Source organism: uncultured Fibrobacter sp., from assembly GCF_937877005.1.
Taxonomy (GTDB): domain Bacteria; phylum Fibrobacterota; class Fibrobacteria; order Fibrobacterales; family Fibrobacteraceae; genus Fibrobacter.
This window is the reverse complement of record NZ_CALEFV010000159.1, coordinates 23,368-45,754: the sequence shown is the minus strand read 5'-3', so window position 1 is coordinate 45,754 and position 22,387 is coordinate 23,368. Positions and strand designations below refer to the sequence as shown.

Genomic DNA, 22,387 nt, shown 5'->3' with positions numbered 1-22,387 from the left:
GCTACATCTTTCCGAGCATGGTCAGTTGTTCGCCGTATTCATCCTCTTTCAATTGATTTTGGATATACGACGCAATCTTCGCAGTATTCTTTCCGACCGAATCAACATAGTACCCCTTGCACCAGAATTCACGACAACGATATTTATACTGTAATGCAGGGAACTTTTCGTAGATCATCAGGCTGCTTTTCCCCTTCAGATAACCGACTATTTCCAGCAACATGTGCACATGGTCCACGCAAACCTCCGCCTCCAAAATATTGATACCCTTCCACCCGCAAAGCTTGCGGAGTATCGCTCCTATTTCAAGCCGTTTTTCTCCGTAAAAAACTTTTCTCCTGAATTTAGGTGCGAACACGATGTGATACTTACAGTTCCAGGTGGTGTGTGCCAACGTATGATTATTTCTATTTTGTATTGCAAAATCCTTTGGTTATTTGTTATGCAGGTGGTCAGACCGCGTGGCAAATTTAATCAAAGGATTTCTGCTTTCCACAAGGATGTAAAGCCGTAGGCTCTTTGGAACCACCCGCCTAGCGGGTGGTTTTCTGTATACAAAAAAAATGGCCGCCCCGCAAGGGAGCGACCAATTTAATTTTGATCCTGGATCCTTCGCGCTGTCGCGCTCAGGATGTCTTTGCTAGCAATTTGCTCAGAGTGCCGAAGGCCCGACCTCATAGCTCATCGCTCAAAACCTCTTAGTTACCGCGTTCGAAGCGGATGAAGTTCACGACCTTCAGGCTGGAAAGACCGAGAGCCTTAGCAACGACTTCCTGGAGGTAGTCCTTGACGCTGAGCTTCTTCGGGTTCTTTTCGGACATGAAGAATTCCTGGTCTTCGAGAACGATTTCCTTGAGCACCTTGGCGACGCGACCGTCGATCTGGCGCTGCAGGAATTCGGGCTTCGGAGCCTTGCCGGAAGCTTCGATCTGAGCCTTGGCGATTTCCTTTTCCTTTTCGATGGTTTCGGCCGGGACGGCAGCATCGTTCAGGGCGACCGGAGCAAATGCGGCGGCCTGCATAGCGATGTCCTTAGCAGCCTGCTTGAGAGCAGCTTCGTCAGAAGCGGTACCTTCGAAAGAAAGTTCGGTAATCACGCCGATCTTGCCCTTCATGTGGCTGTAAACGCCAAACACGGAGTTAGCGACCTTCTTGATTTCGGCGAACTTGCGGAAGTCGATGTTTTCCTGGATCTTGACGAGCACGTCCTGGAGCACATCGTTGATCTTCTTGCCATCGACCACGGCGTTCTTGAGGTCGTCGACAGAGGCGATAGCCTGAGTTTCGACAGCCTTCACGGCCATGTTAGCGAGAGCGACGAAGTCGTCGTTGTTGGAAACCGGTTCCGTTTCGCAAGAGAGTTCGAAAGCGGCAGCCTTGTCGGCGGTTTCGATCAAGTAGATGCGGCCTTCCTTGGCGGCCTTGTCGGCGCGCTTGGCGGCAACAGCAGCACCCTGCTTGCGGAGGAGTTCAACGGCCTTGTCCATGTCGCCGTCAGTTTCGGTGAGGGCCTTCTTGCACTGCATCATGCCCACGCCAGTCTTCTGGCGGAGTTCGTTAACGAGGGAAGCGGTAATCTGCATATTACTTTTCTTCCTCGCCGTTGTCGAACTTCTTAGCTTCTTCCTTGTCGGCCTTCTTGTCGGCGGTGCGCTTGGCAACGTTGGCGGCAATGTAGTCGATGATGAGCGTGAGGGACTTCACGGCGTCATCGTTGGCCGGAATCGGATAGTCCACGAGAGTCGGGTCGACGTTCGTGTCGCAAATGCCGATGATAGGAATGTGGAGGCGGCGAGCTTCAGCCACGGCGATCTTTTCGTGAGCGAGGTCGGTCACGACGAGGAGGCCCGGGAGGTTCACCATTTCACGGATGCCACCGAACACGGAAAGGAGCTTTTCGCGTTCGCGGTTCTTGTCGAGGACTTCCTTCTTGGAGAGGGCCTGGAAAGTGCCATCGGCTTCCATGGCGTCGATCTTGTCAATCTTCTTGATGGACTTACGGACGGTCTGGAAGTTCGTGAGCATACCACCGAGCCAGCGGTTGGTCACGGAGAACTGGTTGCAAGAAGCGGCAGCGTCGAGCACGCACTGACGGGCGGTCGGCTTGGTGCCAACGAAGAGCACGGTCTTGCCAGATTCAGAAATCTTGGCAGCGGCCTTGGCAGCTTCTTCAAGGAGTTCGCGGGTCTTGGAGAGGTTGAGAACGTAGATGCCGTTCTTTTCAGCCAAGATGTAGGGTTTCATTTTCGGGTTCCAGCGCTGAGTCTGGTGACCAAAGTGGGAGCCTGCAGCAAGCAGATCTTCGACAGAAGGCAGATTTGCCATAATGTATTTCCTTTTCGGTTGTTACTACCCGGACTGCAATTAAGCCGCGAAGCGATGCCCGAACCTAGGGGTGTGGACCTCGCCACCGAAGCGACTCTCGCAAGCCGGTGATTGGTTTTACCTGGGCGAAATTGCCCAAGCGCGCGTAAATGTAGAAAAATTCTAAATTTGTGTCCATGCCCGAAAAGAAGAAAATCCTCATAATGGTCGCAAGCCCCAAGAAGGAGCGCAGCGGAACCCTGATTCCGACCAAGGCGTTCGTAGAAGGCCTGGAAGAAAGCGGCCAGTACGAATCCGAATACCTTTTTATAGACAAGTTGAATATCAAGCCCTGCCGCGGTTGCTTAAGCTGCTGGGGTCGTGAAGACGGCAGCTGCTTCATGAAGGACGACGACGTGCCCTGGGTGCGCGAAAAGCTCACGAATGCAGACATTGTCATCTGGAGCTTTCCGCTATTCCTTTTCAGCATTCCGGGACAAATGAAAGTCCTCATGGACCGCATCGTGGGCATGGTCCACCCCTACATGGGCCAGAAGCTCAAGGAAGGCGCCACCGCCATGAACTCGCACCTGCACGGGTTGCAGTTCCAGAAAGAAGGCCAGAAGATCATTCTGCTTTCGAGCTGCGCCTGGATGGACCTGGACGTGGTCTACGAACCGATCCGCAAGCAGTTCGACATAATCCTCGGGCACGAAGGCTACACGCTCATCGCTTGCCCGCAGATGCGAGCACTCGACCACCGTGGCGGTCCGCGCCGCCTGAACATGCTGCGCGAAAAGTACAAGAAAGGCGGCGCAGAACTCGCCACCACCGGCAAGCTTTCACAAGAAGCAATTGACCTGATGCAGAAGCCGATCTTTAGCGAAGAGGCCTATGTGACGCTCGTGACCGAATTCGTCACGCACATGTTCGACCGCGACGATAATTTCTAAAAACAGGACTTAAGCGATGAAACATATTATCGCCTATATCTGCATTACAATCATCTTCGTGCTCCTTCGCAACAAACTATTCCGCAAATCGGAAACTAGAAAGCAGACCATAGTCAACAGCATCCGTGCATGCATCGAGATTTACGCGCTCACCTGGTTGATGTCGTATTTTACTCGAACACCGCCTCCAACGACAAAGCACGTACTGTTCGCCGCAATACTTTGGGGAGCCATGTTCGCATGGAAATACTTCTCCTTCAAGAAATACGGTTCACTGCCCAAATGCAAGTGGTCATTCGCATTTCCGATTTCCTTGTTTGTAATCCTGTTCATCCGTATTTCAGACATCTGGATCCTGTGTACTTTTCCCGTAAATGATGTAGAGTCCGTCATTACCACACTCAGCTTTCCTCTTGACGGATTTTCCATCGTATTCGTCAAGAGCTACCTGATTCGCGTACTGCTCCCCCTTATCGCCTTGACCGTAACACTTTCCTATTTCTTCGGAGAAATCTGCTACATCTTCAAGAAGCCTAAGATTACATGCGCACTACTCACCACTGTCGGTGTCATCGCTTTCTTTGCGATCTTCATCAGCAGGATTCCCGTCTCCAGATACATCGACGCTCTTGACTCTGACACAACGAGTGCGGAAAGCGACCTTCTGGAAAAATACTATGTAGAACCCGATTCCCTAAAAATATCCACCCCGGAAAAGCCTTACAACCTGATATGGATTCTAATGGAATCCATGGAAAATACATTCGCAGACACGGCCCACGGTGGCGAAGCCTACGAAAACTACATTCCCGAAATTACACAGCTGTTCGAAAATAATGTCGGGTTCTCCCATTCCGAAAAATTCGGAGGCGGAAGCGACATGATGGGTTCGTACATGACCATTACAGCAACATTCGCCAAAGCAACCGGACTCCCGTTGCTGTCACGCCTACGCCTCAACAACAAGTTTATTCCCGGGGCAAGGAGTCTATGGGAAATTCTGCACCGCTACGGCTACGAGAACTACCTCATCATGGGTACAGATTCCAGATTCGCCATGTTCAACTGGTTCCTGAAACAGCATGGCATGGACAACATCTACGACTCGAGAATCCTGAAAAGCAAGCAGAAGATGGACAAAAAATTCAAGAAAATGCATGACTTTGAAGTCGGCCTCACAGACAATAGCCTGTTTACCGCATCCATGCACATCATCGATTCCATATCGAAAAACGGCAAGCCTTTCTCGGTATCTATTCCGACCATCAATACGCACTACCCCTACGGATTCTACGACCCGCATTGCCTCGAAAAACCCGCATCGACCTCAGATGAAGATTACTACAAGGCAACACTCCGCTGTTCCTCGCGTGAAGTGAACGAATTTATCGACTGGTGTAAAAAGCAGGACTTTGCCGAGAACACGCTCATTGTCATCGTCGGAGATCACCTTTTTATGAATGCATTCCCTGGAAAATTCCTCGCCCACGCGCATAAAGAAAACCGCAAATGGTTGAGCATTTTCATAAATCCCGTCAAGGAACCCAAGACAAGGCAACATCAGTTTGGCTCCATCGACATTGCCCCTTCTATTCTGGAAGCCATGGGTTTTGAAATCGAAGGCCACCGCTACGGACTGGGCGCATCGCTGTTCTCGGACGAGAAGACTCTTCTCGAAATTTATGGTGCGGATTCACTCGAGGCCGAACTCAAGGTGCTCTCCCGCGACCCTAAGTTCTTCAAGAAATTTATCACGGAGTAGCTCCCGACCGTTTCTGAATAATTCCTGTTTTGCAATGGAGCCATCTGTAATAACAGAAAAACCCTGGCAAGAGCCAGGGTTTTCCGTAATAGCAATTTCGCAGATTAGCGCTTGCTGAACTGGAAGTGCTTACGAGCCTTCTTGCGGCCGAACTTCTTACGTTCAACGGCACGAGAGTCGCGAGTCATGAGGCCTTCCTTCTTGAGGGCTGGCTTGACTTCGGCGTCGTTAGCAACCAGGGCGCGGGCAATGCCAAGACGGACAGCGCCCATCTGGCCAGCGATGCCACCGCCACGAGCGGTAACTTCGACGTCCCATTCTTCCGCGTTGCCGAGGATGGCGAACGGAAGGTTGGCGATCATGTTCTGCACTTCAGAATGGAAGTAATCCTTGAAATCACGACCATTGATAGTGCGCTTGCCGGAACCCGGCTTCAGGATCACAGCGGCGATGGCGTTCTTGCGACGGCCGGTGCCGCGGTAGATCTTCTTATTTTTTGCGGTAGCGATAGAGGTATCCTCCGTTCTAAATTACAAGTCTACGACTTCGGGATTCTGTGCGGCGTGCGGATGTTCGGCGCCAGCATAGATTTTGAGTTTCTTGATCATCTTGTGGCCGAGAGCGCTGTGCGGGAGCATGCCCCAGATGGCAGCTTCGAGCGGTGCAGTCGGGTGCTTTGCCAAGAGGTCGGCAAAGTTGATCCAGCGTTCACCGGCGATGTGACCGGTGTGGTGGAAGTATTCCTTCTGGAGGAACTTGTTGCCCGTAACAGCAACCTTTTCGGCGTTGATAACGACAACGTAGTCACCAGTGTCCACGTTCGGGGAGAAGATGGCCTTGTGCTTACCCATGAGGAGGCGGGCAACTTCACTTGCCACGCGACCCATCGGCTTTTCGGCGGCGTCCACAAGCTTCCACTTGCGTTCGACGTTCTTCGGGTTTACCGTAATGGTCTTCATGTAAATCCTTTTTCAGTTTATTCCGGAGCAGAGTTGCTCCGTGAATTGCTTGACTAAATTTAGAAGAAAGCAAGCCTCCTTGCAAGGGATAAAAATCCATTTTTTTTCAAATTCCGCTATATTCCGCCATTTTACACTCTATCAATCATATCAGTTGTAGTAATTATAATATCGTATTGAACGATTTTGAAAGATTTTCCTTAAAATAGGCAACACAAAACCCCGGAGCATGCGCCCCGGAGCCTGTTGTTTGGTGTATTGAGTATGTGTAAAAGTCCTGGCAATTACCTTACGATGCGTACAGACTGCATCTGGCCCGTGGTACGGCTGCGCAGGTAGTAAATGCCCGAGCTCTTCACGGCGCTGGAGGACTTGAGGCTTTCGGCAGCCGCCTTGAAGCCGTAGGCGCTAAGCAGTCCCAAACGCACTCCCTGCTGGTCGAACACATAGTAGTCCTGAAGGGCGTTCTTGTCGAAATGGATATCGGCAATCGCGTCCGTTCCCGGTTCGACAATCGGTTCGGGGTCGGTCGCATTTGCGCCCTTCACGAGAGTGATGTAGTCGATATCGAACCAAGCGCCCGTCACCGTCATGCGGAGGATGTGCTTACCCGCCGGGAGCATCACATTGGCAGAGACCTTATTGTAGTCGTCGTAATTTTCTTCGCCGGACTTCGCCGCAGGAACGCTGATGACTTCGGTGAGTTCCTTTTCGTCCAGAGAGAACTGGAGGCTGGAAGTATTGCCCGCGGCAGCCACGGCGGCAAAAAGGGTATATTCGCCCGCTTCGGACACATTGATGGTGTATTCGAGCCAGTCGCCTTCGTTGTTGTAACCCACGATAATGCCGGTCGCCTTCTTGTAGAGGTCCACACCAGTGCCGTCGCGGTAGTCGCTATCGCCGTGGTTTTCGCTATCCGCTTCGCTATAAGAGTTGTTTGTCGTTCCATCGGAATTACGGCCCTTGCCCGGAATGTCGAAGTCTTCGGCCTCGATCTTGCCCGGCACAGCAAACGGCTGGCCCTTGAACGGAATCTGCGGTTCGGGTTCTACAGGCGTGATGGAGCCCGTCGTGTTCTTACCCTTGTCGAGGTTCTTGGCAAAGTAGTCCTCGAGCCACACCATGGCGGCGCGCTTACGGCCATCCTTTTCCATGATGCCGGTATTGGCAGCCCAGGTTGCACCATTAATGTAGCCCCAGATGGTGATACCGCCGATCCATTCCGTTTCCCACATAAAGGGAATCTGGTTGGCATAGTCGTTCTTTTGCTTGTTGTCATCGGCTTCGCCGATATCGTATTCCGAGATGAGCAGCGGAAGCCCCGTTTCGTTATGAATCTTGGTGAGCTTGCTTTCGAAATCGGACTTGCTCATGCCCTTGCAGTCGTGCGCCTGCTGGCCGTAGAAGTCGATCGGGGCGCCATTCTTGAGAAGCGTCTGGATCATTTCGATGCCTTCGTTCATCTGCCAGGAGAGCGTATTATAGTCATTGTAGGTGAGCTTCGCATGCGGCCAGCGTTCGCGGGCCATCACAAAAGCGGTCTTGACGAAGTCGTACTGGTGCTTGCCATTCACCACGCGGTCACCGCCAAGGGCGTCGATAATGTAGGTACCGCCACAGCTCGGGTCATCCGTGCTGATGCCTTCGGCGCCGTTTGCGGGCTTGTTGTAGCCGGAATGGTAGTTGTTGCCGGCCCAAATCGCTTCGTTCACCACGTCGATGTATTCGAGGTCCGGGAACTTGGCGGCAACAGCATCGAACCACTCGGTGATATACTGCTTGGTCTTTTCGACGGTAATGCCAGGGTTCTTGGCCGTGCAGAGGAAGTCGGGCTTCTGGGAGCCCCAGATGAGGGCGTGGAATTTGAAGTGTCGTTCACCCGGTTTTTCCTTGGCCCACTTGTAGCCGTTTTCGCAGCTGTCGAAACCGTTGAAGTTGAATTTGCTCTTTCCGCTGTTGTCAACGGAACGGATCAGTTTTCATGGACAATACATCCATGAATATCCAAACTCACAACAACAAATCCCGGAGCATTCGCTCCGGGACTTGTTGTTTGGTGTATTGAGTATTGAAAGAGAGAGAGTAGAACCGACCCGTCTTATTTCACAATGCGGATAGCCTGCATCTGGCCAGTCCTGCGATTCTTCAGGTAGTAGACACCCGAAGAGGTCACCCTGGGAGATTCGCGCAGCATTTCCCCGGCAGCTTCAAAGCCGTAGCCGCTAATGACACCCATGCGGACACCCATCGGATCGATCACGAAGTAATGCTGGAGAGTGTTGTCGAGTTGCATAGCCGGCTGAACAAAATGAGTTTCGCCTTCCTTTACAATCGGTTCAGGGTCAGTTGCATCCTTACCCTTCACGAAGGTGAAGTAGTCCACGTCGAACCAGTCACCGGTCACGTCCATGCGGAGAATGTGCTTGCCAGACGGGAGAGTTACGTTAGCAGAGACCTTGTTGTAGTCGTCATAATTTTCTTCACCGGACGTCGCTGCAGGAACGGAAATCTTGTCAGTGAGTTCCTTACCGTCCAGGGACATCTGGAAACTAGAAGTATTGTTTGCAGAGGCCACGGCGGCAAAGAAGGTGTAGTCGCCCGCTTCAGCCACATTAATGGTGTACTCGAGCCAGTCGCCGGTCTGGTTGTAGCCCACGACAATGCGGTCGCCGCTCTTCTTGTACAAGTCTACGCCCGTATCCTTGCGGTAGTCGCTGTCGCCATGGTTTTCAGAATCATCGGCATACGAAGCGTTGCTCGTACCGTCTTCGTTCTTGCCCTTGCCCGGAATGTCGAAGTCTTCGGCCTGAATCTTGCCCGGGACAGCGAAGGCTTCACCCTTGAACGGGAGTTGCGGTTCAGGCGGGACCGGAGTCAGGTCACCTGTCGGAAGGCCCGTCTCGTTGACACCCTTGTTCTTGGAGAGATAGTCCTTCAGCCAAGTCATAGCAGAACGGTCCTTGCCGTCCTTGATGAGGCCGGAGCACCCCTTCACAGTCTTGTTATGGCACTCAAGCCACGTCTGACCGTAGATATAACCCCAGAAAGTGATTCCCGCCACATGCGGATCTTCCATCCAGTAGGAAAACTGTTCACTCACGCACTGTTTCTGAATACCGTCATCGGTACTCGGAACGTCGTATTCGGAAATAAAGATGGGAATATTGTTCGTTTCGCGATGGATTTTTTCCATCGTGCTCTTGAAATCATTGTAATTCATGCAATCGCCACCACCACCGGTGCCGCCATTGCCACCACCATTGGTCATCAAGTCGTGAGCCTGCAAGCCGTAACCATCGATAGGGGCCCCATTCTTCTTGATCGTATTGACCAGGTTAATACCGCCATTCACATCCCACTGGATGGTATTGTAGTCGTTATAAATCAGGATTGCATCCGGCCAACGTTCACGAGCCATCTTGAAGGCAGTCGTAATAAAGGCGTAGTCACCATTGTTGTCGCCACCGAGAGCCTGGATAATCTTGGTATTGTTGTAACCGGAATGATAACCGCCACTGTTATTACGGATAGCCTCGTTCACCACGTCGATCATCTCGAGATCCGGATAACGTTCCTTGACCGCGTCGAACCAAGCCGTAATCGCCTTCTTGGTTTCATCAACACTCAGGCCAGGAAGCCAGTTCGGGTACTGGGAGCCCCAAACCAGGGCATGGAACTTGAAATGCCCGCCATTGTTTTTTGCCCAGTTGTAGGCAGCATCGCAGCCACCCCAGTTGTAGCGGCCGCGGGTACCTTCGACAGAGCCCCACTTACAACCATTTTCGGCGGTAGCCTGGTTCCACAGCTTGGTAAATTGGTCATTAGCACCAGGAGCAGTGTTAGACTGGGTAATGTTACCAACGAACTTTGCTGCACCATCGGCAAGACCCGGGCCTGCAAAAGAGAAGGCCGACGCAGCAAGCGCAACGGCGATCGTCTTTGTTGCTAAAGAGATATTTTTTTTCATATTCCACATCCTTTTTGGTACTTTTAAATTAATTTCCCAAAAGCACTTTCTATCACGAGGAAAAAAAGATTGCATGGACGAATTGTCCATGACCACTTCCCCTCCACCCTCCCCCAAAGCATCCGTTAAACGAGCGTTCTTTCGCAAATTTATTTTTACGCGCAGTCTTTCTATGAGCGTTTGTGTTATATTCATATGGGCGTTTGTCAGGATTTTGGGTAAAAAAAGGAGACCTCATGCGGAAAAGCATACTATCGAGGCTCGCCGTTTTTGCGGCGACTGCCAGTTTTCTTGGTACCCAGGCATACGCCTGGTCTATCAGTGGAAACGTCAAATCTGACAAAGGCGACCCCCTGGCGGGTGTCAAAATTTCATCATTCAACTTCCCTTCGGTCAGCGCGACCACCGATTTCGGCGGAGCATTCAGCTTTGACGAGAATACGGCAGCCCTCCTCGGGGTCAAAATCGCAAAACCAAGTCTGACAGTCGAAAACGGGATTCTCAACATAGACAACATGAACGCCAATGTGCTGAAATTGTCCATGATTGACGCCCTGGGCAAGGTCATCTACCAGCGTACGCTACAGCAGGTCCACGGGTCAATCACCCTGGACATGAACAAGTATTCCGCCCGCGGCACCAAATTTGTCCGTATCAACATTGACGGAAACAACACATCTTATCTGGTAACAAGCAAGGGCGCGCTTCTCAAGGAAGGAGATCTCCTCCCGAGCTTTTTCTTTGTCAAGGATGGTTACAAGAGCGTATCCTATCAGATGCAGCAAGAAGACGAAACGGGCGTCAGCATCGTCATGGAAGAAGGTTCCGAAATCGTCACTGGCAGTTCCAATAGCTTCCACCAGCCGGACCAGAGTTCTTCTAGCATAGCATCTTCTTCGAGCAAGATCGAAGTTCCGACGGACTGCTCCGGAAAGACCTTGAAGAGCAACACTTCGCTCACCATCGACGGTCGTAAGGTCATCGTGAAATTTCCGAACGGCTACACCGGCAACAAGCCCGTACCGCTCCTCATCAACTACCACCCCATTGGCGGTAGCGCTGACGGATGGGAATCACAATCTGCCATAGCCAAGGAAGCACTCGCAGACGGAGCCATTGTCATATTCCCGGACGGACAAGGTGGAGCCCAGATGATGGGCAGGAGCGTCCAGGCCTGGAACGTGGGTCCATGCTGCACCGACGCTGATGACGTAAAATTTACCCGCGACTTCGTGAAGGAACTCACCGAAAAGGCCTGCGTCGATCCGACGCGCATCTATGCGGCAGGATTCTCGATGGGTGGCGGCATGTCAAACTACGCCGGTTGCTACCTGGCAGACATTATCGCCGCAGCGGCACCTTCGGCATTCGACCTCGCCAGAGAAATCGTAGATAATGGTTTGTGCAAGCCAGCACGTCCCTACCCGATTCTCAATTTCCGTGGCACTCAGGACAACATCGTGATGTACGAAGGAGGCCTTTCCCAAGTCGTGACCGGCAAGCCGATAACCTTTATGGGCGCCGAAAACAACTTCAAGGAATGGGCCAAGATGAACGGCTGCAAAGGAAATCCCAAGCAGAACACCCCGGGCAACAATTGCCAGATGTACGAAGAATGTGATGGCGGCGCAAAGGTCGGCCTCTGCACCATCCAGGGCGGCGGACATAGCGAAGGCGACGCCAAGATGGGCTGGGAATTCGTAAAGCAGTTCCGCCTCGAATAAGCTTCTCCAACCAACACCTACACACCAAGACCTCCGCTACCCAAGCGGAGGTCTTTTTATCGATACCCAATCTGAGCGAACTACCGACTTTTCAGAACGGACAACAGCTCCGTGTAGTCCTCTATGAACCGCTGGTGGTTTTCCTTCACATAGTCCAAGTCGCCATCCTTGCATGCCATTTCGAGCGCCTTGGCCGACTCTGAAATTTTGACGGCCCCAATCGTGAGTGATGTACTTTTCAGCGCGTGCACCCCGATACGGTAATTTTCGAAGTCGCCCTTCTCAAAATAATCAACCAGTTCGGCAACCTTGTCACTCCTGACATACTCGTCGAGCATTTCTCCATAGAAGCCCTCATCATTCATGCAATAGGAAAGTCCCGATGCCGTATCCAGATAGTCGGAAAGAGCAGCCTTAGCCGGCACTTTTTCCGAGCCGGCCACAGATGCATCGTCATTTCGATTCGTTTCGGACACTTGCACATCGACATCCCGAATCAAATCCTTAGGCAGGAATTTCCTAAGCGTCGCAAGGAGTATTTCTTCGCGAATCGGTTTCGCCATATAGTCCGAAAAGCCCTCGTTCATGTAGCGAACCTTCGCATCCGCCACGGCATTTGCCGTAAGCATCACTACGGGAGTATCCGCATTCGGATTGTCTTCCAATTTCTTCATTTGACGGAAAGCCTCAATTCCATCCATCACCGGCATCATGTGATCAAGGAAAACAATGTCGTAATGTTTGCTCTGGACAAGCCGCAGCGCCTCGGCACCATTCACCGCCGTATCGACCTTAATTTTAGTCTCCTTCAGGAGCCCGATAAAGACCTTGAGATTCATCTGCATGTCGTCGGCAAGAAGCACCCTTGCTCCAGGCGCCTCGAAACGTTCATGCGAAACATTCTCCGTATCAACCTGCCGACGATGCAAACTGTCAAAATCTCCAAGAGGAGACTCGTCGCTTACCTGCTGCAAAAGCTGCACAGTGAAGGTAGATCCCCGTCCATAAGCACTTTCAACAGAGATAGAGCCACCCATCATGTCAACGAGCTGTTTCGTCAGATTCAAACCCAGACCGGTTCCCTCGACGTTCCTGTTTCGCTTTTCATCGAGGCGGACAAAATTCTTGAACAGTTTTTCGCGATCCCGCTCACGGATACCAATTCCAGTATCCTTCACCTGCACACACAGCTGAACCTGTCTGACATTTGCTCCCTGCATAGGATCCGGGCTCACCTTTTCTGCCTTGACCGTCAAGGTGACAGACCCCTCGTTGGTATACTTGACCGCATTGGACAGCAAGTTATTTATCACCTGTCTGATTCGCACTTCATCTCCAAACAGAGCCGAAGGAATTTCCGGCGAAATGTCCATGACAAGTTCCAGGTGTTTATCTTGAGCGCGAATGGCGACCATATTGTAGCAGTCATTGAGCACCGTGAAAATGCTATAGGTGACAGGCACGATTTCCATCTTGCCGGACTCGATCTTGGAGATATCCAGAATATCGCTTATAATCGAGAGTAGCGACTGCCCTGCACTTTGAATATTCAGCGCATAGTCGCGCAATGTCTTATCCTTGCATTCCTTCAGAAGCATTGTATCCATGCCGAGGATTCCGTTAATCGGCGTACGGATTTCATGGCTCATGTTCGCAAGAAACACGCTTTTTGCCTTATTTGCACTTTCGGCACGTTCTTTTTCCCGGAGAAGTTCCTTGTTCTCGCGGGCCTTTTTTTCGGACACCACCACATAAATCATGGCTATCGTGAACATGAAAATTAGCAAACCGAACACCCAAATAATCAAGAAGGAGAGGCTTTTCTTTTCGGAAGCAATTACATCGGCGCTCACTACACCGACTATGGTCGCTCCAGGGAATTTCAATTCGGCGACGAAATAATAATATTCCGTGTTCCCGACCTTCCAGCTGGTTGCAGACGCAATCGAAACATTCAAGCCACTCTTCAGCTTTTCACGGACCGCACCATAGCCCTTTTCGCCCCACAGCAAGTCACTTCCCAAAGAATCGTTCGGGGAATTGACGACAATGCTATCCTTAGAATCTCTAATCGTGGCATATCCCTTGCCGCCGTAACACACGACACCGAAATTCTTGACGACCTTGTCGTCCTTGTAAAGTCGATAAAGGACATACTTGACATTCTTTCCGCTATATACGGGAACCGAAAACATCAGCCCCTTTCCCTTGAAATAGCTAATCCGCTTCGCGCCATGGAACGATTCGGAAATCCCCCTAAATTCCGATGTATGGATATCCCGGGAGCCATCGGTATAGATTACATCGCCATTCAGGGCGATGATTCCATAATTGTAATCGCCATTGACATCGCGCAGCGAAGCGAGCATCTTTTCGAGATGAGGCATGTCAGCAGAAATCCCCGCGGACAAAGCCGATAGAGCCTTAAGTTCAAGAACGATTCTCTCACCCGTTGCAGAAGCATAGCTTTCGGCCTGGTATGCCACCTGCTTTTCTACATAATTCTGAAACAGGCTCGAAAACTTGACACGCAGCAACACCCCCACCAAGAGGAGGATTAACACAAAGAACAGCAGTCCTATGAGCGGCCGCGCACCGAATTTCTTAATCATGGTTCAACCGCACCCTTTATAAGCCATTCCATCTCGCTGCGAAGAACCTCGTCGCTAACCGATTCTCCATCCTCGGACCGGACTTTTCCTTCGCTGTCATAAATTTTTCCAGAAAAGATGTTGTACCCGCCCTTGATTCGGTCAATGGCGTCTTTTACCAGGGCTTTCACCGAATCGGGCACCTCGCTCGAGTAGAAGGAAAGTCCTACGGCATCCTTTTCGAGTCCAATCCAGTAATCCATATTTTCGTTATCCTTCTTCTGAATGTAATCCTGAAGGAAATCCTTATAGACGATACCCCAGTTAAGAGCGATCGAACTCAACATTTTAGGCGAGAAACGGTTTTTCTCCACATGATTTCCGATACAGTACACCCCACGTTTTTCGGCGGTTTCAATAATGTAGGAACGGTCCTGATGGAAGCCGATGACATCGACATCGGAACTATCTATCAGTTTATTGGCATTTTCTATTTCAGCACGACCTTCGTTCCAGGAATTCGTCCAGCGCACAAACACCTGCGCTTTCGGATTCGCATGTCTCACGCCCAGAATAAAGGCATTCAGGCCCCTGTAAACCTGTATATTTTTCATGGCAGCCACATAGCCCACCCGATTCTTCTTTGTCATCGCTCCGGCAAGAACTCCCGCAAGATACCTCGCCTGGTAAATACGGGCAAAGTAGGCCTTGTAATTAGGAGCGCTCATTTCCCAGTTGATTCCATAGAACATCACTTCAGGATGCGCTTCAATGATATCCTTTATAATGATAGGATAGCTATAGCTCGTAAGAACGATTACCTTCAAGCTATCCGCAAGCATATCGTTCACCGCCTTCTCCAAAGGGGCCCTTTCTTCCGGAATTTCATCCGTTAGGACCATTTGGATATCAAGGCTGTCGCAAGCAGCCTTAATGCCCCTATAATGAGTCTCATTCCAGCCATTGTCCGCCGTATCACTCAGAAGAATAAAACCAACCCGCAGTTTTTGCGCCTCCGATTTCTTGATTACATCGTCATTTCCGACATGCTCAAATGACGCAAATAGTAATACAAAGAATATAATGACTGCTGCCAGTGCCGCTATCGTAATTTTACTCTTCATCGACTTTTACCCCCTTAACAAACCAGTTAAACTGATTGAGCATATCCTCGTCGGACATACTTTCGCCCTCGTTAATGCGGATTGTTCCAGCATTGTCCTCGATAGGTCCGTAAAAAACATCAAAAGATCCGTTCATCATCCGTTCCCGTTCTTCGGCCACCATCTTTGTCGCTTCCGGTTTCACATGAGGTGTAAACGGAGCCAAATCAACGATACCCGATACGGCACCATCCCAATAGTTCGCACCCACAAAACGATTCTTAAGGACATCAAGAATATGCGGAGTATAGAACTTTTCCCAGCGCCATACCGGAGCCGTCAAATAATGCTCCGGATACAATTCGGAATTATCGAGATTATAGCCGACAATCCAGATTCCAAGCGAATCCGCAATCCGTAAAGGTTCTCGGCTGTCCACATGCACGGCAAGGACATCGATTTCCTTATTTTTCAGGAGGGACCGGGTTGCGCGGGCACAACTTTCGTCATCGACCCAGGATTTAGTCCAGCGAACAAAAACATTCGCCTCCGGATTCGCCTTTTTGACACCTAGTGTAAAGGCATTTATTCCGCGCACTACTTCGGGAATGTCAAATGAAGCCACATAGCCTATTTTGCCTGTCTTAGACTGCATTCCGGCGACAATTCCCGAAAGATACCGCATCTGGTAGATGCGTCCAAAGAAGGCCACGATGTTCGGAGCCGTTTCTACGCCAGACGCATGAAAGAACTTCACCTCAGGATGCGTACTCGCAACAGCCCTGATATAAGGGCCGAACTGGAAGGAATTGGCCAAAATGATTTTCACGCCAGAATCAATCAACGATTCCATGATGAGCTGCGCAGAGGTGTCAACCGGAACATTTTCACGCATCAGGATTTCCAGGTTGAGTTCTTCGGCGGTTTTCTGCAGACCCTCGTAATGTGACTGGCCCCAGCTGCGATCATCCTTTGGACCATGGAGAAGCATCGCAACCTTTGTCTTTTCACGGGTAATATCAGTATCACCCTTTTTAACATTGACGGCAAGCAAACCAGCCACAATGACCGCAATGATTACAGCAGGTATAGCATAGATGAATTTCACGTTAGCAAACTCCCGAAGCGAGATACTTCTTTAAATAGTCTACAATCTCTTTATATTCTGACATACACCTTTCATGCTGGGCTCGAACAAAATCAAAATTTCCCTCCTTGCAGGCTGCCTCAAGAGCTTTTGCATCTTTAGAAAGCGTCACGGCACCAATGGTGAGCGAAGTACTCTTCAGCGAATGAATGGCAATGCGGTAGTTTTCGAAATCGCCCTCATCAAAGAAATGATTAAGCTCGGCACCATGATCGCTCCTAACATATTCAGCAAGCATTTCGTGATAGAAGGATTCCTCGTTCATGCAATAGCCAAGGCCCGTTGCTGTATCCAGAATATCGGACAGATTGAGTGCAGAATCCTGCGCGGCGAGTTCCTTCTCCGATACGGGCTTCCCTTCGTCCGCTTCACTATCCGTCACAAGCTCCTGCGGCAAGTATTTTTTCACCGTTGAAAGTAACACGTCCTCACGGATCGGTTTCGTGATATAGTCCGTAAAACCGGCCCGTATATAGACATCCTTCGCACCGGCAACTGCATTCGCAGTGAGCATCACCACAGGAGTCTTCCTTATATCGAACCCCTTGATGTCATTCATGCACAGAAGTGTCTCAACGCCATCCATTGCGGGCATCATATGGTCCAGAAGAATCAGATCGTAATGATTTTCCTCAACAAGTTTCAAGGCATCTTCACCATTAGTCGCAGTATCAATCCTTATTTGCGTTTCTTTCAGTAATCCTGCGACGACCTTCAAATTCATTAGGACATCGTCAACGACAAGCAACCGCGCATTTTTCGCCTTAAACGGTTTGACATGCGAAACATCGGAAATGTAGTCCTTGCGGCGCTCCATGAAGTCGCCCATGGGAATTTTTCCCTTGACGACCTGCGGGATTCGAACTTCAAATACGGAACCCGTACCGTATACGCTCCGCACCGAAATACTTCCACCCATCATCTCGACGAGTTCCTTGGTCAGATTCAGCCCAAGGCCCGTTCCCTCGACATTCCGGTTGTTTTCCAAATCTATCCGTTCAAAACTCTGGAAGAGCTTGTCATGATCAACAGAACGGATGCCAACTCCCGTATCGGCTACCACCACAATAAGCTCTATACATGGATTACCATCTTTGGGCGTCAGCTCATTAAAGCGCACCGACAGGTCCACGGTTCCCTTAGGCGTATACTTTACAGCGTTAGAAAGCAGATTGTTTATGATTTGGCGAATCCGGACCTCATCCCCTTCGAGTTTCGAAGGAATTTCCGGACTCACGCTAATGTTAAATTCCAGGTTCTTGCTTTGAGCTCGCGGACTCACAACGCTGTAGCAGTCGTTCAGTACAGAAAATAGGTCATATTCGCCGGTAACAAGTTCCATTTTGCCCGATTCAATCTTTGTAATGTCGAGGACATCGTTCACAAGCGAAAGAAGCGTATGTCCTGCATTCTGAATATTACGGGCATATTCGAGCAGGGATTCGTCCTTGCATTCTTTTAGAAGAATGGAATTCATGCCCAAAATACCGTTAATGGGAGTTCGAATTTCGTGGCTCATGTTTGCCAGGAAAAAACTCTTGGCCATATTTGCCGATTCCGCATTCTTTCTCGCCTCGTCGGCTTCGGCCCATGCCTTGCGAAGTTCGTCAGAGAGTTTCGCCTTTTCTTCAGCGCTCTGAGCCTTCTGACGAGCAAGCGCTTCGTTTTCTAGCAGGCGATGCGTGCGTTTCGCGATGACCGTACACAGGGAAGTCATGACAAACATTTCGATCAAATAGCCGGCACTTCTCGAGACCCACCATAGCGTATCCGTTTCAAATTCACCATGATTCGCTCCCGGCGCCCTAAAAATCAGCGACATAACAATCAAAAAGAAACTGACAATCGAAATCTTAAGCGTAAAAGTCGAATTAAAAAAGAGCAGACTTGTCACCATGGCCAAAGCATAGGTCATATAAATGCCTATATTCTCGTTGGTAGCCATCATTGATATAACAAACGCCATGCCTAGCACACAGAAGTACCTTCGCAGTGTGAGAGGGGCATTTAGACGTTCAAGTAGCGTCGGAAACCAAAGCACCACAAAGGCTATAACTGACGACACACTCAAGTCAAAATAATCAATTTTAAATAAATGAATTACATTTCCCAAATAAATTAACGGAAACGCGACCCATAGCCAACGCATAACCCTAGTCAGGGTTTTCAAGACGCGGCGGTCATTTTCCTCGAAGATATCTACAGAATCCATAGACGGCTCCCATCGTCTAAACTTGCTGCGCCGGTCCATCGTCCCGCATTTCGTAACGGGGATCCTCGTCAATCATCTTGAGCATCACATCGGCAAAATCTGGATCGAACTGCAATCCCCGTCCCTTTACTAGCTCATCGCGAACCACCTCCTGTGGCAACGCAGAACGATAACTGCGGCGGCTCGTCATGGCATCGTACGCGTCGGCTACGGCAATAATACGCGCGATTTCCGGAATCTCGTAGCCGGAAAGTCCTTCCGGGTATCCCTTTCCATCGAAACGTTCATGATGATAATGCGCCCCCATTCCAATATTGGGCATCTCGGTGATGTTCTTCAGAATTTCCACCCCAATGCTCGGATGCTGCTTGATAATTTCGTATTCCGCTGCCGAAAGTTGCGAGCTTTTGTTCAAGATATTGTCCGGAATACCAATTTTACCGATATCATGCAAAAGTGCAACAAAATAGATTTCATCCTGATATTCAATATCCTTGCCTGCGCGGAGGGCTATTTCCCTGCTATAGGTGGCGACTCGGCTAGAATGGCCATTGGTGTAGCGATCCTTCGCATCGATTGCCGACGCGAGAGTCTTTACAACCTGCAGAGACAGCACTTCATGTTTGCGCCTACTTTCTTCGAGCGCCGCCGTTTTTCGCTCCACTTCTCGCTCTAGCGAGGTCTGCAGCTTACGCAGCGAAAGAATCCGCTTGATTCGTTCCAGCAGGACTTCCTGGATGAAAGGTTTCTGGATATAATCCAGGGCACCTTCCCTAAACACCCTGACTTCTATCTCGCGATCGCTATCCGCCGTCAGGAAAATGACAGGCAGATCGCCGCCATCCTTTATCTTGCGGATTTCGGCTAGGAGCTCAAAGCCATTCATTTCGGGCATATGGACATCCAGAAGGACTAGCGAGGGCATTTCTCTTGACAGGTAATCAAGCGCTTCCCTGTACGACAGTGCCATCACCACATCATAATCCGACTGCAACATATGCTCGGCCAGTTTGAGGTTCATGCGTTCATCATCGATGACCAGGATCGTCTCTTTGGCATTTAGGTCGTTTTTCGCAAAAACCTTCTTGATACGTTCAAGAATTTCGGGGCCATACATCGGTTTTGATATGAAATCCAGAACCCCAAGTCGCTTGGCAGTCTCCTTATACTTGCCAAATTCATTCGCCGTCAAAAAAAACACTCTTGTTTCGGCAATGGATCTATCCCCCCGGATCCGCTCAAGCGTCTCTATACCATTCAGCAGGGGCATTTCAATATCCAGAAGCACGAGATCGACTTTACCCTCCTTTTTCAGGTAATCGATACACGCTTCCCCGGAATCCAAAGATACGACCTTATAGCCGTCTTTTTCTAGCACGAATTCAGCTAGTTTCCGAGACATCTGGTCATCATCCACAATCAGGATTCTTTTTGGTTGCAAAACATTCATGTTACATTCCCGTAGCAAATAAATATATATTCCATTTTTCAGAACAAACCACAAAACAACCAATTTTTCGCCTTTTCAGTTCATTTGCACAGCAAAAAACGCCCCAGAAGCTCCTGGGACGCCTTTTTATGGGATGTGGGAATTCCTTAACGCACGCCGATACGGTAAATGCCACTCCTGCCCTTGACAAGATAGGATCCAGCGCACTTTACGGAAGCAGATACCTTTGCCTGCAGTTCCGCAATGCCGGATGCGTTGAGTTTTGCAACGAGGCGGCCCTGCATATCGAATACCTGATACTCGGATTTCATTGGAACAGCATGCAGAGGGCGTAGAGTCAGCCCCATCGTGGAAGGATCCTCGAAGTTCAGCCAGTCTATGTTGACATAGTTCCCGACGACTTCCAGCTTCAGGACATGTTCGCCTGCAGGAAGCGTCACGCTACCCGCATCATGGACGGTATAGGTTTCCCAGTCGGCCCCCTGCGGGAACGATACTCCGTCCAAGGCGAGCTGATCGTCGATATAGAGCTTGACGCCCGTATTCTCCGATGAAGTCGCATAGCGAATGCTAAGGTCGTAATCGGTCGCCTTATCGACATTCACCGTATATTCGAGCCATTCACCTTCCTGTGTGTAGCCGATAGCGTAGCCTTCGTCCGCCTTCACGATATCGACGGCATCTTCGCGGTACTCTCCGCCCTTGTTTTCGTCGTCCTTGTCGAGGAACGCCTTGCCGGAACCGCCCACATCGTAATTTTCGACTTCGATCTTGCCCGGAATAGCGGCGGCCACATCCTTGTAGGGTGCCTGCGGAATAATCGGCGTCACATAGACGCGGTAGCCGTACTTGGTGTTCTTGATGTTCACCGGGACCATGATTTTACCATCAACGACATCGTATTCCTTGCTGGATTCGAGCGTAGTCGAAGGAACCGCCTTGTCCTTGTCTTCCCACACGACATATTCCACATCGACATTCACTTTTTTGCCGAACGCTTCCGGAATGCCCGAAATGTTCACGCTCACATCGCCCAAAGTGTTTCCGCCGAGCACGATGCTTGCAAAGCCCTTCTTTTTATCGAGAGCGGCAAAGCCGTCCACGCCGTCGCTCTTGTCGTTGGGGGGCACAACCTTTGCCATGTAGCCGCTCATGTCGCCGTACCACTTATAAAGCCACCAGCCGCCACCGCGTTCGTTATCCTTGGTGAGAAGGCTTCCCAAGCGACCCGGAAGCGGTACGAACCACCAAGAAATCATGGCACTTTCGACACCGTGACGTTCGAATTTTGCGATAAACGGAACAGACAGCCCCGGGCAACCTTCTTCGCTGTGTTCCGTCGAAGAATATTCGTTGATGCTCAGCGGACGCGGCTTGACATTGTATTTCTTTTCGAGATTGCGGTAGGTTTCGACAGAGCCCACAAAGCCACCGCTACCCCACTGGTGCCAGCTAACCACGTCGGGCATGCAATTGTTTTGCGAGCAGTACTTCACGAATTCTTCCATCTTGGAACCGTGATAGAACGAGTATGAAGGTCCGATGATTTTCGCACCTGGGTCGAGTTGGCGGATCAAGTCGTAGGTCTGTTTCCAGAGACCGGAATTGAAGTCGATACTCGATTTCCAGGTGTCGTTCGGTTCATTCCAGATTTCGTAGCCGTCAAAGTTCTTGTTGTTCGAGGCAAGCTTGTCCTTGATGACAGAAGTCACTTCCTGCTTCCAGTGGTCCATATTCTGGAACTTGTACGGCCATCCCGGCAGCACATCCGCAAGGCGAATTTGGATTTTGGCACCGATGCTTTCGACACGGGGGGCCACGAGGAACGCCCCACCAATTCCCTGCTGGCGACCGCTACCGCTGCGGGCCGGAGAAAGGAACACGTTCGGCTTGAGAGGCGCAACATCTTTTTCGATATTACTCGGAAGCGTCTCGGTCAGGCCGTAAAGTGATCCTGTTGCCACATGTGTGACAGGCTTGATGCTGTCACCCAGGCTTACATTCAGGTTTACCGCCGCAATAACGCTAACCGGCAATAAAAATAGCGGGAAAAACGACTTGAAATTCATAACTACCATCCCTTGCGCAAACGCACACTTTTACCAATTTAAAGATACTCCCCCAAAGTTCCTTTTTTCATGTTCCTCATAAAACACTTTTGCAAAAACTTCAAAAGGCCGGACACAGAAAATGCCCCAGATTTTCCCAGGACATT

General features: G+C 50.3%; 16 protein-coding genes. 3 read left to right on the top strand and 13 right to left on the bottom strand.

All coding sequences use genetic code 11. The annotated features are described in order from the left end of the window. Position 1: 1 nt before the first annotated feature. The 3 genes from tnpA to rpsB all read right to left on the bottom strand — a co-directional run bounded on the left by tnpA (position 2) and on the right by rpsB (position 2,325). The gene (gene tnpA, locus Q0628_RS07535) at positions 2-418 is read right to left on the bottom strand and encodes an IS200/IS605 family transposase (protein ID WP_298769702.1); all 417 of its coding nucleotides are present in this window, start codon (positions 416-418) and stop codon (positions 2-4) included. Between the two features lie 280 nt (positions 419-698). After that, the gene (gene tsf / locus Q0628_RS07530; RefSeq protein WP_298769698.1) at positions 699-1,583 is read right to left on the bottom strand and encodes a translation elongation factor Ts; all 885 of its coding nucleotides are present in this window, start codon (positions 1,581-1,583) and stop codon (positions 699-701) included. A 1-nt stretch (position 1,584) separates the two neighbouring features. After that, positions 1,585-2,325 carry a 30S ribosomal protein S2 gene (gene rpsB, locus Q0628_RS07525; RefSeq protein WP_298769696.1) on the bottom strand — a complete coding sequence of 247 codons (741 nt, stop codon included), beginning with the start codon at positions 2,323-2,325 and terminating at the stop codon, positions 1,585-1,587. Positions 2,326-2,501: 176 nt separating this feature from the next. Here rpsB and Q0628_RS07520 point away from each other — a divergent pair, with 176 nt between their 5' ends. Further along, the gene (locus tag Q0628_RS07520) at positions 2,502-3,257 is read left to right on the top strand and encodes a flavodoxin family protein (RefSeq protein WP_298769694.1); all 756 of its coding nucleotides are present in this window, start codon (positions 2,502-2,504) and stop codon (positions 3,255-3,257) included. Positions 3,258-3,273: 16 nt separating this feature from the next. After that, a complete protein-coding gene (locus tag Q0628_RS07515; protein ID WP_298769692.1) occupies positions 3,274-5,019 on the top strand; it encodes an LTA synthase family protein in 1,746 nt (581 codons plus the stop codon). 104 nt (positions 5,020-5,123) lie between these two features. On the opposite strand, the gene rpsI is transcribed toward Q0628_RS07515, so the two are convergent. The 4 genes from rpsI to Q0628_RS07495 all read right to left on the bottom strand — a co-directional run bounded on the left by rpsI (position 5,124) and on the right by Q0628_RS07495 (position 9,945). Further along, positions 5,124-5,504 (bottom strand): 30S ribosomal protein S9, encoded by a 381-nt coding sequence (gene rpsI / locus Q0628_RS07510; RefSeq protein ID WP_199220953.1) that lies wholly within the window; start codon positions 5,502-5,504, stop codon positions 5,124-5,126. A 45-nt stretch (positions 5,505-5,549) separates the two neighbouring features. Continuing rightward, entirely contained in the window at positions 5,550-5,978 is a 429-nt protein-coding gene (gene rplM, locus Q0628_RS07505; protein ID WP_298769690.1) for a 50S ribosomal protein L13, read from the bottom strand. A gap of 284 nt (positions 5,979-6,262) precedes the next feature. Next, positions 6,263-7,951 (bottom strand): cellulase family glycosylhydrolase, encoded by a 1,689-nt coding sequence (locus Q0628_RS07500; RefSeq protein ID WP_298769700.1) that lies wholly within the window; start codon positions 7,949-7,951, stop codon positions 6,263-6,265. A gap of 125 nt (positions 7,952-8,076) precedes the next feature. Further along, on the bottom strand, positions 8,077-9,945 hold the full coding sequence (locus tag Q0628_RS07495) for an endo-1,4-beta-xylanase (protein ID WP_298769688.1): 1,869 nt from the start codon (positions 9,943-9,945) through the stop codon (positions 8,077-8,079). Positions 9,946-10,181: 236 nt separating this feature from the next. Here Q0628_RS07495 and Q0628_RS07490 point away from each other — a divergent pair, with 236 nt between their 5' ends. Then, positions 10,182-11,669: a feruloyl esterase gene (locus tag Q0628_RS07490; RefSeq protein WP_298769686.1), complete on the top strand. Its 1,488-nt coding sequence runs from the start codon at positions 10,182-10,184 to the stop codon at positions 11,667-11,669. Positions 11,670-11,749: 80 nt separating this feature from the next. Here Q0628_RS07490 and Q0628_RS07485 read toward each other — a convergent pair whose 3' ends face one another. The 6 genes from Q0628_RS07485 to Q0628_RS07460 form a co-directional block, all read right to left on the bottom strand. Further along, positions 11,750-14,281, bottom strand: coding sequence for an ATP-binding protein (locus Q0628_RS07485; protein ID WP_298769684.1), 2,532 nt, complete (start codon positions 14,279-14,281; stop codon positions 11,750-11,752). Next, the gene (locus Q0628_RS07480; protein ID WP_298769682.1) at positions 14,278-15,384 is read right to left on the bottom strand and encodes a BMP family ABC transporter substrate-binding protein; all 1,107 of its coding nucleotides are present in this window, start codon (positions 15,382-15,384) and stop codon (positions 14,278-14,280) included. Before Q0628_RS07480 ends, Q0628_RS07485 begins: the two co-directional genes overlap by 4 nt. Beyond that, positions 15,374-16,471: a BMP family ABC transporter substrate-binding protein gene (locus Q0628_RS07475; protein WP_298769680.1), complete on the bottom strand. Its 1,098-nt coding sequence runs from the start codon at positions 16,469-16,471 to the stop codon at positions 15,374-15,376. The genes Q0628_RS07480 and Q0628_RS07475 overlap by 11 nt, the downstream gene beginning before the upstream one ends. A 1-nt stretch (position 16,472) precedes the next feature. After that, positions 16,473-18,425, bottom strand: coding sequence for an ATP-binding protein (locus Q0628_RS07470; protein ID WP_298769678.1), 1,953 nt, complete (start codon positions 18,423-18,425; stop codon positions 16,473-16,475). 313 nt (positions 18,426-18,738) lie between these two features. Next, positions 18,739-20,172, bottom strand: coding sequence for a response regulator (locus tag Q0628_RS07465; protein WP_298769676.1), 1,434 nt, complete (start codon positions 20,170-20,172; stop codon positions 18,739-18,741). Between the two features lie 146 nt (positions 20,173-20,318). After that, positions 20,319-22,241, bottom strand: a complete 1,923-nt coding sequence (locus Q0628_RS07460; RefSeq protein ID WP_298769674.1) for a cellulase family glycosylhydrolase — start codon at positions 22,239-22,241, stop codon at positions 20,319-20,321. Between the last annotated feature and the right edge of the window lie 146 nt (positions 22,242-22,387).

What these genes read in the sequence shown, in the direction of transcription:
- Q0628_RS07520 (WP_298769694.1), top strand. Translation starts at nt 2,502, where the DNA reads ATGCCCGAAAAGAAGAAAATCCTCATAATGGTCGCAAGCCCCAAGAAG.
- Q0628_RS07485 (WP_298769684.1), bottom strand. Translation starts at nt 14,281, where the DNA reads ATGATTAAGAAATTCGGTGCGCGGCCGCTCATAGGACTGCTGTTCTTT.
- Q0628_RS07490 (WP_298769686.1), top strand. Translation starts at nt 10,182, where the DNA reads ATGCGGAAAAGCATACTATCGAGGCTCGCCGTTTTTGCGGCGACTGCC.
- Q0628_RS07480 (WP_298769682.1), bottom strand. Translation starts at nt 15,384, where the DNA reads ATGAAGAGTAAAATTACGATAGCGGCACTGGCAGCAGTCATTATATTC.
- Q0628_RS07515 (WP_298769692.1), top strand. Translation starts at nt 3,274, where the DNA reads ATGAAACATATTATCGCCTATATCTGCATTACAATCATCTTCGTGCTC.
- tsf (WP_298769698.1), bottom strand. Translation starts at nt 1,583, where the DNA reads ATGCAGATTACCGCTTCCCTCGTTAACGAACTCCGCCAGAAGACTGGC.
- Q0628_RS07465 (WP_298769676.1), bottom strand. Translation starts at nt 20,172, where the DNA reads ATGAATGTTTTGCAACCAAAAAGAATCCTGATTGTGGATGATGACCAG.
- Q0628_RS07495 (WP_298769688.1), bottom strand. Translation starts at nt 9,945, where the DNA reads ATGAAAAAAAATATCTCTTTAGCAACAAAGACGATCGCCGTTGCGCTT.
- rplM (WP_298769690.1), bottom strand. Translation starts at nt 5,978, where the DNA reads ATGAAGACCATTACGGTAAACCCGAAGAACGTCGAACGCAAGTGGAAG.
- Q0628_RS07470 (WP_298769678.1), bottom strand. Translation starts at nt 18,425, where the DNA reads ATGACCTATGCTTTGGCCATGGTGACAAGTCTGCTCTTTTTTAATTCG.
- rpsB (WP_298769696.1), bottom strand. Translation starts at nt 2,325, where the DNA reads ATGGCAAATCTGCCTTCTGTCGAAGATCTGCTTGCTGCAGGCTCCCAC.
- Q0628_RS07460 (WP_298769674.1), bottom strand. Translation starts at nt 22,241, where the DNA reads ATGAATTTCAAGTCGTTTTTCCCGCTATTTTTATTGCCGGTTAGCGTT.